Origin of the sequence: Corticimicrobacter sp. (genome assembly GCF_040137905.1) — a bacterium.
Taxonomy (GTDB): Bacteria; Pseudomonadota; Gammaproteobacteria; order Burkholderiales; family Burkholderiaceae_B; genus Corticimicrobacter.
Map to the genome: position 1 here is coordinate 1 of NZ_JBEFDG010000016.1, position 11,361 is coordinate 11,361.

At 62.8% G+C, this 11,361-nt stretch carries 11 protein-coding genes; 9 read left to right on the forward strand and 2 right to left on the reverse strand.

Translation table 11 applies throughout. From position 1 onward, the window contains the following. The 7 genes from ubiG to ABN482_RS01855 all read left to right on the forward strand — a co-directional run. Nucleotides 1–308, forward strand: a 308-nt coding sequence (gene ubiG, locus ABN482_RS01825) for a bifunctional 2-polyprenyl-6-hydroxyphenol methylase/3-demethylubiquinol 3-O-methyltransferase UbiG (protein WP_349502389.1), incomplete at its 5' end; no start/stop codon positions are given. Between the two features lies 1 nt (nucleotide 309). Continuing rightward, entirely contained in the window at nucleotides 310–987 is a 678-nt protein-coding gene (locus ABN482_RS01830) for an HAD family hydrolase (protein ID WP_349502390.1), read from the forward strand. A gap of 28 nt (nucleotides 988–1,015) precedes the next feature. Beyond that, nucleotides 1,016–2,470 (forward strand): ATP-binding protein, encoded by a 1,455-nt coding sequence (locus tag ABN482_RS01835; RefSeq protein WP_349502391.1) that lies wholly within the window; start codon nucleotides 1,016–1,018, stop codon nucleotides 2,468–2,470. Continuing rightward, nucleotides 2,467–3,153: a response regulator gene (locus tag ABN482_RS01840; protein ID WP_349502392.1), complete on the forward strand. Its 687-nt coding sequence runs from the start codon at nucleotides 2,467–2,469 to the stop codon at nucleotides 3,151–3,153. The genes ABN482_RS01835 and ABN482_RS01840 overlap by 4 nt, the downstream gene beginning before the upstream one ends. Nucleotides 3,154–3,251: 98 nt before the next feature. Then, the gene (locus ABN482_RS01845; RefSeq protein ID WP_502877218.1) at nucleotides 3,252–4,466 is read left to right on the forward strand and encodes an efflux RND transporter periplasmic adaptor subunit; all 1,215 of its coding nucleotides are present in this window, start codon (nucleotides 3,252–3,254) and stop codon (nucleotides 4,464–4,466) included. Between the two features lie 2 nt (nucleotides 4,467–4,468). Continuing rightward, nucleotides 4,469–6,487 (forward strand): MacB family efflux pump subunit, encoded by a 2,019-nt coding sequence (locus ABN482_RS01850; protein WP_349502394.1) that lies wholly within the window; start codon nucleotides 4,469–4,471, stop codon nucleotides 6,485–6,487. A 4-nt stretch (nucleotides 6,488–6,491) separates the two neighbouring features. Next, nucleotides 6,492–7,946: an efflux transporter outer membrane subunit gene (locus ABN482_RS01855; RefSeq protein ID WP_349502395.1), complete on the forward strand. Its 1,455-nt coding sequence runs from the start codon at nucleotides 6,492–6,494 to the stop codon at nucleotides 7,944–7,946. Here ABN482_RS01855 and ABN482_RS01860 read toward each other — a convergent pair. Together ABN482_RS01860 and ABN482_RS01865 are read right to left on the reverse strand one after the other, a co-directional pair. Further along, entirely contained in the window at nucleotides 7,904–9,424 is a 1,521-nt protein-coding gene (locus tag ABN482_RS01860) for a YifB family Mg chelatase-like AAA ATPase (RefSeq protein WP_349502396.1), read from the reverse strand. The genes ABN482_RS01855 and ABN482_RS01860 overlap by 43 nt on opposite strands. Before the next feature lie 107 nt (nucleotides 9,425–9,531). After that, complete coding sequence (locus tag ABN482_RS01865; RefSeq protein WP_349502397.1) at nucleotides 9,532–9,831, reverse strand: accessory factor UbiK family protein; 300 nt, start codon at nucleotides 9,829–9,831, stop codon at nucleotides 9,532–9,534. A 240-nt stretch (nucleotides 9,832–10,071) separates the two neighbouring features. Here ABN482_RS01865 and glnK point away from each other — a divergent pair, with 240 nt between their 5' ends. Together glnK and ABN482_RS01875 are read left to right on the forward strand one after the other, a co-directional pair. Continuing rightward, nucleotides 10,072–10,410 carry a P-II family nitrogen regulator gene (gene glnK / locus ABN482_RS01870; RefSeq protein ID WP_109061658.1) on the forward strand — a complete coding sequence of 113 codons (339 nt, stop codon included), beginning with the start codon at nucleotides 10,072–10,074 and terminating at the stop codon, nucleotides 10,408–10,410. 19 nt (nucleotides 10,411–10,429) lie between these two features. Next, a partial coding sequence (locus ABN482_RS01875; protein ID WP_349502398.1) for an ammonium transporter occupies nucleotides 10,430–11,361 on the forward strand: 932 nt, incomplete at its 3' end.

Below are 11,361 nucleotides of genomic sequence, written 5' to 3' on the forward strand. Positions count from 1 at the left end.
TCGTCCAGGCATGTGCCACCCTGGTCAAGCCAGGAGGCATGGTGTTCTTCTCCACGCTCAACCGCAACCTCAAGTCTTTCGTGCACGCAATCGTCGGTGCCGAATACATCCTGCGGATGCTGCCTCGAGGCACGCATCAGCACAGCAGCTTCATCCGCCCCAGCGAACTGGCGCAATCCGTACGCCGCAGTGGCCTGGACCTGCAGCAACTGGCCGGTATGGAATACAACCCACTGACGGATCATTACTGGCTCTCCAGCGACGCCTCCGTAAACTATCTGATGGCAACCCGCCGCCCGCTGGCCTGACATGCGACAGACGTCCCCCACTCCGCTGATCCTGTTCGACTTCGACGGCACGCTGGCCGATACCGCCCCGGACCTGGCCGCCGCAGCCAATCAGCAGCGCCAGCGCCAAGGACTGCCGCCACTCGACCACGCGCCACTGCGCGAAGTGGCGTCGCAAGGCGCACGCGGCCTGCTGCGCGTCGCGCTGGGGCTCGAACCGGACAGCACCGGCTACGAAGCAGCCCGCCTCCAGTTCCTTGCTGACTACGAGGCCCGCATGACGCTGACCAGCGCCCTGTTCGACGGTATTCCGGAAATGCTGGCATCGCTGGATACCGCAGGCATTCCCTGGGGCATCGTCACCAACAAGGCCACCCGCCTGACCTTGCCACTGGTCCGACATTTTGGGCTGTCACGCAGCCGTACCGTAGTGTGCGGTGACACCACTGCGCACATCAAGCCTCATCCCGAGCCCTTGCTGCATGCGGCACGCCTGGCGGGGCATGAACCCGCATACTGTATCTATATAGGTGACGACCTGCGCGACATCCAGGCCGGCAAGGCAGCCGATATGCGTACCATCGCCGTTGCCTATGGCTACAGTGCAGGCACACAGGCAGTTCAATGGCAGGCCGACGCCTGTGTCGAGCAGCCGCAGCATCTATACGACAGCATCATCTCGCTGCTGGCTCAATCATGAAAATTTGATGGAGAAACCGGGTGGGTAAATGTCTGCCATGCATAATGTCGACATGAAATTGTGCCTGCCCCGCCCCGGTATCGCCGCCAAGCTCTTCATCGCCATCTTCGGCGTCTGCCTGACCATCGCCATGGTCATGGGGCTGGCCGTCCATACCAGTTTCGAGCAGGGATTCAAGGGTTTCATCGCCGAACGGGAAGTGCAGCGCGCCCGCTCGCTGGCCAATGTCGTGGCAGAGTACTACCGCGAGCATGGTGACTGGGCCCCCCTGGCACGCGACAGCCGGCGCTGGTGGCGCATCCTGCGCACCGTTTCCATCGAGGAATATACAGCAGGCGGTGGCCATCGCCCCCCCTTGCGCGGCCCGCATCAGGAGTATGCTCCTCCGCCTCCGTTCTACCTGACGGATACATCCGGCCATCCGATTGCAGGTGCCCCCGAAGATATTCCAGCCGATCCCAAGGCCCCCCGTTTTGCGGTCGAACTTGACGGCCGCACCATCGGCTGGCTGGTACGCCTGCCGCCTGCCCCCATGCCTGACCAGCTCGAAACACGTTTTCGGAGCCAGCAGCTCCAGGCAGGATGGACCATCATCGGTTTTTCCGCCTTGCTGGCCGCACTGGTCAGCTACCTGCTGACACGCATGCTGCTGCTGCCGATACGCAGGCTCGGCGAGGCCACGCGCGAACTGGCGGGTGGCCACTTCGAGACACGCGTTGCCATCAGGCGTCATGACGAACTTGGTCAACTGGCCAGTGACTTCAACTTCCTGGCGCATGCACTGGAACAGAACGAGCGATCGCGGCGCGACATGATCGCCGACATCTCGCATGACCTGCGCACACCGCTGGCCATACTGCGAGGCGAGCTCGAAGCCATACAGGATGGCGTACGCTGCCTGACGCCAACGACGCTGCAATCCCTGCAAAGCGAGGTCCTGCACCTGCAGCAGCTCATCGATGATCTGCACGAACTATCACTGGCCGATGTCGGCGCATTGCGCTACCGCATGACCCGCATCGACCTGGCTGGCCTGCTGCGACACACCGGACAGGCCTGGCAGGAAGCCCTGCAACAGGCGGGCCTCGAACTCCAGCTCAATCTTCCCGCTCAGCCCGTATTGATCCAGGCAGATCCCCAGCGCCTGACACAGTTGTTCAACAATCTGTTCGACAACAGCCGGCGCTATACCCATGCCGGCGGCCTGCTGCGCATCACGCTCGCCGTACATGCCGATGTCATCAGGCTCGACTTTGATGACACGCCTCCGGGTGTCGCTGCAGAGCAATTGCCACGCATTTTCGACCGTCTCTACCGGGCCGAAAGCGCCCGCAGCAGGGGCCAGGGAGGCAGCGGCCTGGGGCTGGCCCTGGCCTTGCGCATCGCCCAGGCGCACGACGCCGCGATCAGTGCCATGCCATCCGACCTGGGCGGCATTCGCATCCGGCTGGATTTCCCACAGACAGGAGCGCATGCCGAATGAATACGATCCTGATCGTCGAAGACGAACCCAAGCTCGCATCGCTGCTGTCCGACTACCTGCAGGCCAGTGGCTATGCCACCCATACCATCCACAATGGTCTGGAAGCCTTGCCGGCCATCCACGAGCATCGGCCCGACCTCGTACTTCTGGATCTCATGCTGCCCGGCAAGGACGGCCTCGACATCTGCCGCGAACTGCGCCGCGAAAGTGACCTTCCTGTCATCATGCTGACCGCCCGCGTCGAAGAAATCGACCGCCTGCTGGGTCTGGAGCTGGGAGCCGACGACTACATCTGCAAACCGTTCAGCCCGCGCGAAGTCGTTGCACGGGTCAAGACCATCCTGAGACGGGTCCAGCGCGCACAGGTCGATGCAACACCTGCCGAGACCCGGGCTTCTTCGGCGCTGGTCATCCGCCCAGACCGTTTCGAGGCCCTGCTGGACCAGCAGCCACTGAACCTGACACCGGTCGAATTCCGCCTGCTGCAGACCCTGGCCGAATCGCCCGGACGCATTTTTTCTCGAGAGAGACTGCTGGACCACCTCTACGACGACCATCGCGTGGTCACGGATCGCACCGTGGACAGCCATATCAAGAATCTGCGTCGCAAGCTCAACGCCATCCGTCCAGAGGCCGAAGTCATCCAGTCGATCTATGGCGTCGGCTACAAGCTCGATCTCTAATCTCCATGATTTTTCCGCATTTCCTGCATTGTCGAGCCTTGTTGCACGCATAAGCTATGCGCCTGACCATCAGCTCTTCGCCATCTGACCCATTTTCCATGAAAGCTCCCATGTCCCGACGTCTGAAAGTGATTCTGCTGTTGCTGGCCGGCATTGCCCTGCTGGCCGTCGGCAAATATGTCCTGTTTCCGTCAGCTCCCCCGATACCACCCGCCACGGCCGCCGTGCGAACCGGCGATATCGAGACCAACGTGCTCGCCACCGGCACACTCGAAGCATTCAAGCTGGTCAGCGTCGGTGCCCAGGCCTCGGGCCAGTTGCAGACCCTGCATGTCGAACTCGGTGACCGCGTGGAACAGGGCCAGTTGGTGGCCGAGATCGACTCGCTGACCCAGCAGAACGAACTGCGCACCACCGAAACATCGCTGCTGACCGTCCGCGCCCGCCGCCAGGCCCAGGCCGCCACCCAGCGTGAAGCACAGCTCACCTACAACCGCCAGAAGCAGATGCTGGCCGCCAATGCAAGCTCACGCCAGGACTTCGATGCGGCAGAGGCTGCACTGGCCACGGCAAGGGCACAACTGGCGGCACTCGATGCCGAGCTGGCACAGGCCCAGATCGCCGTCGACAACGCCCAGGTCAAGCTGGGCTATACGCGCATCACGGCCCCCATGGCCGGAACGGTCGTCGCCATCGTGGCCCAGGAAGGCCAGACACTCAACGCCAACCAGTCGACCCCGACCATCATCAAACTGGCGCAGCTCGACCAGTTGACCGTCAAGGCGCAGATCTCGGAAGCCGACGTGATCCGCGTGCATCCTGGCCAGCGTGTTTATTTCACCATCCTCGGCGATCCCGATACCCGCCACTATGCCACGCTGCGCTCGGTTGAACCGGCCCCCGACTCGATCAGCAGCGAAAGCAGCACCAGCACGACTTCCAGTTCGTCCTCGACCAGTTCCGCCGTGTACTACAACGGACTGTTCGACATCCCCAACCCGGATGGCCTGCTGCGCATTTCCATGACGGCCCAGGTCTATATCATCCTGGGAGAAGCCAAGGACGCCCTGCTCATCCCTTCCTCGGCACTGAGCAATCCTGGTACGACACAGGGCAAGGCCAGCGTCACCGTGCTGGCAACAGGTGATCGCCTCGAGCAGCGTGAAGTCGAAGTCGGCATCAACAACAATGTCGATGCGCAGATCACCAGTGGACTCCAGGAAAACGACCGTGTCGTGCTGCATGTACAGCAACCGGGTGGCCTGGCCAGCGCCGCTGGTGCCAATCGGCCACGCGGTCCCAGGATGTTCTGACCATGAAGCAGGCCCTTCTCGAGCTGCGCGGCATCAGCCGCGACTTTCCGGCCGGCGACACGACCATCTCCGTACTGACGGAAGTCGACCTCGACATCCATGCCGGGGAAATGGTCGCGATCGTGGGCGCGTCAGGCTCCGGCAAATCGACGCTGATGAATATCCTCGGCTGTCTCGACCAGCCCAGCCGGGGGCATTACCGGGTCCAGGGCAAGGATGTCATGACCCTGCAGCCCGACGATCTGGCCGAACTGCGCCGGGAGCATTTCGGCTTTGTCTTCCAGCGCTACCATTTGCTGTCCGACCTCGACGCCATGGGCAACGTCGAAGTCCCCGCCGTCTATGCTGGCCGGCCGACCGCCCTGCGCCATGCCCGTTCACAACAGTTGCTCGACCGGCTGGGGCTGGCAGAACGCCTGCACTACCGCCCCGGACAGCTCTCCGGCGGCCAGCAGCAGCGTGTCAGCATCGCCCGCGCCCTCATGAACGGTGGCCAGGTCATCCTGGCCGACGAACCGACCGGTGCCCTCGACAGCCAGAGCGGCCAGGAGGTCATGCGCATCCTGCAGGACCTGAACCGCGACGGGCATACGATCATCCTCGTCACGCACGACATGAATGTGGCACGGCACGCACGACGCATCATCGAAATCAGCGACGGCAGGATCATCGGTGACCACCCCAACCAGGCCATTCTGAGTGGCACTCCGGAAACACCGGCAGATGCACAACAGCCCCAGCCCCTGAAAAGCGACGCCCCCGCATCCAGCGACACGACAGGCAACCAGTCGCACGGTCTTTCGGCAGCCTGGAGCGCGGGGGGCCTGGAACGCTTGCGCGAAGCCCTGCGCATGGCTCTGCTGGCCATGAACGCGCACCGGCTGCGTACCTTCCTGACCATGCTCGGCATCATCATCGGCATCGCCTCGGTCGTCTCCGTGGTGGCGCTGGGCGAAGGTTCGCGCCAGCGCATCCTGAGCGACATCAATGCCATGGGTACCAACACCATGGACATCATGTCGGGCCGGGGGTTTGGCGACGAACGCTCGGCACGGGTGCAGACACTGATTCCGGACGATGCCCGGGCCATCGCCGCCGCACCCTGGGTCGACAGCGTCACCCCGAATGTCAGTACATCGGCCAGCCTGCGCTATCGCAACGTTTCTGCGACCGGCACCATCAATGGCGTCAACGAGCAATATTTCCGCGTACGCGGCCTGGAACTGCAGCAAGGCGTGGGCCTGAGCGCCGACAGCGTGCGCCGTCAAAGCCAGGACGTGATCATCGACGAAAACACCCGCAAGACGCTGTTCGGCGACCAGGACCCGCTGGGCCAGATCATCATGCTGGGCACCATTCCTGGTCGCATCATCGGCGTGGTCAAGGCCAAGCCAAGCATGTTCGGCAGCAGTGAATCGCTCAACGTCTGGATTCCCTACACTACCGCCATGCACCGCATTCTGGGGCAATCGCACTTGCGCAGCATCACCGTGCGGGTCGATGACGGTACCTCCATGGAAGACGCCGAAGCCGCGCTCACGCAGTTGCTGACGCGCCGCCATGGCACCCAGGATTTCTTCATCATCAACACCGACAGCATCCGCCAGACCATCGAGAGCACGACGGCGACCATGACGCTGCTGATCTCATCGATTGCACTGATTTCGCTGCTGGTCGGCGGGATCGGGGTGATGAACATCATGCTGGTCTCGGTCACCGAGCGTACGCGCGAAATCGGCGTACGCATGGCTGTCGGTGCCCGCCAGAGCGATATCCTGATCCAGTTCCTGATCGAAGCCGTCCTCGTCTGCCTGGTCGGCGGCCTGCTGGGCATCAGCCTGGCACTGGGCCTTGGTCCGCTGCTGGCGCAGATCAGCGATGGCACCTTCAACATGATCTACTCCACCAACTCGATGGTAGCGGCCTTCCTTTGCTCGACCCTGATCGGCATTGCCTTCGGCTTCCTGCCTGCACGCAATGCGGCGCGGCTGAACCCGGTCGATGCCCTGGCACGAGACTGATGACATGACGCACATGCCTGTATCCACCCTGCGCACTTCCTTTACCGTACTGACTGCCGCCCTGCTGCTGGCCGGCTGCGGTGCCGTTGTCCACACGCCCTACCAGCAACCTGCCTTCCAGGCACCGGAGCGCTGGCAGGAAGAAACGGCACCCACTGCGCACGACGCAACGAACCAACCGGAACATGCCGCAACCGGCCACGACTGGTGGCGACGCTTCGATGACCCCGTGCTGATCAGCCTGGTCGAACAGGCCATTGCGCGCAACAACGACCTGGCCGTGGCCGCCATCCGCGTCCGCCGGGCCCAGTTGCAGGCTGGCCTGGCCCAGGACAATCGCCTGCCCCAGCTCTCTGCCAGCGGACAGGCCGGTACCAGCCGTCGTATCGATGAATCGGCACGCTGGAGCGAATCCGATTCGGCCAGTGCTTCCGTCAAATATGAACTGGATCTTTGGGGCCGGCTGTCCAGCCTGCACGACAGCGCCCGCTGGGAAGCCCTGGCCACCGAAGAAGACCGCCGCAGCGCCGAACTGTCCCTGATCGGCAGCACCATGGACCTGTACTGGCAGGCCAGCTACAACCGTCAGCGGCTGCAAAACTCCGAAGCCAGCATCGCCCACGCCCGAACCACGCTTGATCTGGTACGTGCCCAGTTCGACGCGGGTGCCGTTTCACCACTCGAAGTGGCCGAGGCCGAACAGAATCTGTACGGACAGGAAGCCAGCCACCAGCAATTGCAGCAGGACCTCCAGGAAACCCTGAATGCCCTGTCGATCCTGTTCGATGCGCCCCCTGGCGGGCAGTTCGACATTCCGGCATTGCTGCCGAATACAGCCCTGCCCGACATCGCGCCCGGACTGCCGGCCGGACTGCTGGCCAGGCGTCCCGACCTTCAAGCCGCCGAACTGCGCCTGCGACGTACCCTGTCCAGCAGCGATGCAGTCCGTGCAAGCTACTATCCCTCAATCAGCCTGACCGGTTCGCTGGGCAGCTCCAGTACTGCGCTTTCATCCGTACTGAACAGCCCGGTCGCCACCCTGGGCATAGGCATCAACCTGCCGTTCCTGCAATGGAACCAGATGAACCTGAACATTGCCGCCTCGAAAGCAGAGTACGAGGAGGCGGTCACCGGTTTCCGGCAGGCCCTGTATGTCGCCATGAGCGAAGTGGACAATACCCTTTCGGCACGCCTGAAACTGGCCAGCCAGGGGCAACTGCTGGAGCGGACGCTGGCCTCTGCCCAACAAGCCGAGACACTCTACGAAGTTCGCTATCGACTGGGCGCGGTGCCGCTCAGAAGCTGGCTGGACGCGCAGGAAAAAAGGCGCACGGCAGAAATCAACGTGGCACAGAACCGTTTCAGCCAGTACAGCAACATGGTCACACTGTACAAAGCCCTGGGCGGCGATACAGATCAGGAACCGATCGCATCCGCAGACACCAGCGGCCGGCGATAGCGGATTGCCTCAGCCAGGTGCGTATCGTCGATCTGGCCACGCTCATCCAGGTCTGCCACGGTACGCGCCACCCGCAATACCCGGTGTACCGCCCGGGCCGACCAGCGCCAGCGCTGCATCGCCTGGCGCAGCATGGACTGCGCCGACGCCTGCAATGGGCACAGGCTTTCGATCCGGCCTGCAGGCAGCATGGCATTGCTGCATCCCTGGCGTGCCGTCTGCCTGTTCCGGCAGGACAGCACCCGCTCCGCCACGCAGCGACTGGCCTCGCCTGCCGGCAATGCCAGCCATTCCGCATCCTGAGACGGCATGGCCTGGAGCAGATCGAAGCGATCCAGCAGCGGACCGGAAATGCGGCTGCGATAACGCTGCCGCTGCTCGGGTGTGCACAGACAATGCAGTCCACCTCCGCAGGGGCACGGATTCATCGCCGCAACCAGTTGAAAGGCTGCCGGATACGATACCTTGGCGCGGGCCCGTGCAATCTGAATGGTGCCGGTTTCCAGCGGCTCGCGCAGCATTTCCAGCACTTCGCGCCGGAACTCCGGCAGCTCGTCCAGAAACAGCACACCCCGATGCGCCAGACTGACTTCACCAGGGCGCGGGCCCGTGCCTCCACCCGCCATGGCTACCGGCGTCGTGCCATGGTGCGGTGCACGGAATGGTCGTTGCCTTTCCCATGTCATGTCATCGCCCTGCAGGCATGCAATCGCTGCCACCTCCAGCGCCTCCTCTGCGGACAGGCGTGGCAGGATACCGGGCAGCCGCTGTGCCAGCATGCTCTTGCCACTGCCAGGTGCCCCCGACAGCAGCAGATGGTGCCCACCCGCTGCCGCGACCTCAAGCGCGCGCCTGGCTGCCGGCTGCCCCCTGACATCCGACAGGCAAGGCCATGCCGACGGGTCTGGCATCCCGGATTCACATGACATGACCTGGGCCTGCGACAGGTTCAGGCCCCCGGAAAGATGGGCAGCCACTGCAGCAAGGTCCGGTGCTGCCAGCACCGTCAGGCCCGGCACGCGACTGCCCTGGCCGGCACAACCGGCCGGCAGGATCAATATGGCGGCAGGCTGGCTGCGGGCCACGGCCAGCGCAATCGGCAAGGCCGCTGCCACGGGTGACAGCGCCCCGGTCAGTGACAGCTCGCCTGCCAGCACGAAACGCTCGATCCGTCGATCAGGATGCTCGACCAGTTGCCCTGACGCCAGCAGGATGCCGATCGCAATCGGCAGATCAAAGCGACCGGACTCTTTGTGCAGGTCGGCAGGCGCGAGATTGACGGTGACACGACCTGGCGGAAAGGCATAGCCACTATTGACCAGGGCCGCACGCACCCGCTCACGGCTTTCCCGTACCCCGGTGTCGGGCAAACCCACTATCGTGAATAGCGGCAATCCCGGCGCCAGATGCACTTCGACCTGCACGAGTGGCGCATCCAGTCCGGCCACCGCACGGCTGGCAACAATGGCAAGTGACATGACTGGCTCCTGGCGATATGGCAGGCACCAGTATGCGGCGTACCGCTTTCGGCGTCAGTGCCATCGTGACATAACTGTCACGGTGGCACACACGGCCTCTCGTCTGCTTATTTCTGTTCCTGCGAGTCCGATGGCAGCACAGCCGCTGCCGGTGCCCCGCCCTGGCGCTCGGCCAACTTGGCCTCCAGAACCTCTACGCGCAATACCAGTTGCTGCAGGTCGGCACGTGCGCGACGCAGCAGCTCAGCCTGGATATCGAAATCCTCGCGTGGCACCAGATCCAGCCTGGAAAAGGCCTGGGTCATCAGGCCGCGCACATTGCGTTCGACATCCGCCACCGGGCTGCGGGCGATCAGGTCAGAGACATTTTTCTGCAGTTCTTCGAACCATTCCGTTCTGTGTTTCATCCATGCACCTTTTCGATACCTGGCATGCGCACCATAAAAGTGCATGCATGCACCATGTTGAGGTTGTCTGCATCACAGGCACCAACACAGTGTCCATGAGAGGCCGGTCGCTATTTTAGCCTGCCCCGGTTTTCTGTCATTTTCGGGTTGGCACGCTTTTTGCTTGAATCCGAATGTATCTGTCCGGCTTCCCTACCGGAGCGCACTGGATCAGATGCCCTGATCTACAAAGGAAATGTCATGAAACTGGTAATTGCCATCATCAAACCGTTCAAGCTCGACGAGGTGCGCGAAGCCTTGTCGGGCATCGGACTGCAAGGTATGACCGTAACCGAGGTCAAGGGCTTTGGACGCCAGAAGGGTCATACGGAGCTGTATCGCGGTGCCGAATATGCCGTCGATTTCCTCCCCAAGCTGCGTGTGGAAGTCGCCGTGCCGGACGATCAGGTCGACCCCGCCATCGAAGCCATCATCCAGAGCGCACATACCGGCAAGATCGGCGACGGCAAGATTTTCATCATGCCGCTCGAGCAGATCGTACGCATTCGTACCGGCGAAACCGGCGACACGGCAATTTGACAGATAAAAGGATTTTCTCATGGACAAAGCAGATCTCGCCTGGCTGAGCGTATCAACCCTCCTGGTACTGATGATGGCCGTTCCCGGTCTCGCCCTGTTCTATGCCGGCATGGTCCGCAGCAAGAACGCCCTGTCGGTACTGATCCAGACACTCGCCGTTTTCTCGCTGGGTGTACTCCTGTGGTTCCTCTACGGCTACTCGCTGGCCTTCACCGAAGGCAACGCTTTCTTCGGCGGCTTCTCACGCGTGTTCCTGCAAGGCATCTTCGATCCCGCCACCAGCGAATTCGTCATGGCCGGCAGCGTGCCTGAAATCAGCTTTGCCGCCTTCCAGGCCACCTTCGCCGGGCTGACCTGCGCACTGGTGATCGGCAGCTTCGCAGAGCGCATGAAGTTCAGCGCCGTGCTGGTCTTCACCGTCATCTGGTTCACCTTTGCCTACGTGCCTATCGCCCACATGGTCTGGTACGGTTCGGACGAAGTATCGGGCCTGCTGTTCGCAGCCGGTGCGCTCGACTTTGCCGGCGGTACCGTGGTGCACATCAACGCCGGTGTGGCCGGCCTGGTCGGTGCCTATGTCATCGGCAAGCGCCTGGGCTACGGCAAGGAAGCCCTGCGTCCGCACAGCCTTCCCCTGACCTTCATCGGTGCCATGCTGCTGTGGGTGGGCTGGTTCGGCTTCAACGCCGGTTCGGCCCTGGCTGCCAACGAAACCGCTGCCCTGGCGTTTTTCAACACCATGATCGCAACGGCCGGTGCCGTCGTGGCCTGGATCATTGCCGAGCGCATCATCAAGGGCCAGCCTTCGCTGCTGGGTGCGGCCTCGGGTGCCATCGCCGGCCTGGTCGGCATCACCCCGGGTGCCGGTCTCGTCGGTCCCTTCGGTGCCCTGATCATCGGTATCCTGACCAGCCTGGTCTGCGTCTGGGGCGTCAACGGTCTCAAGCACAT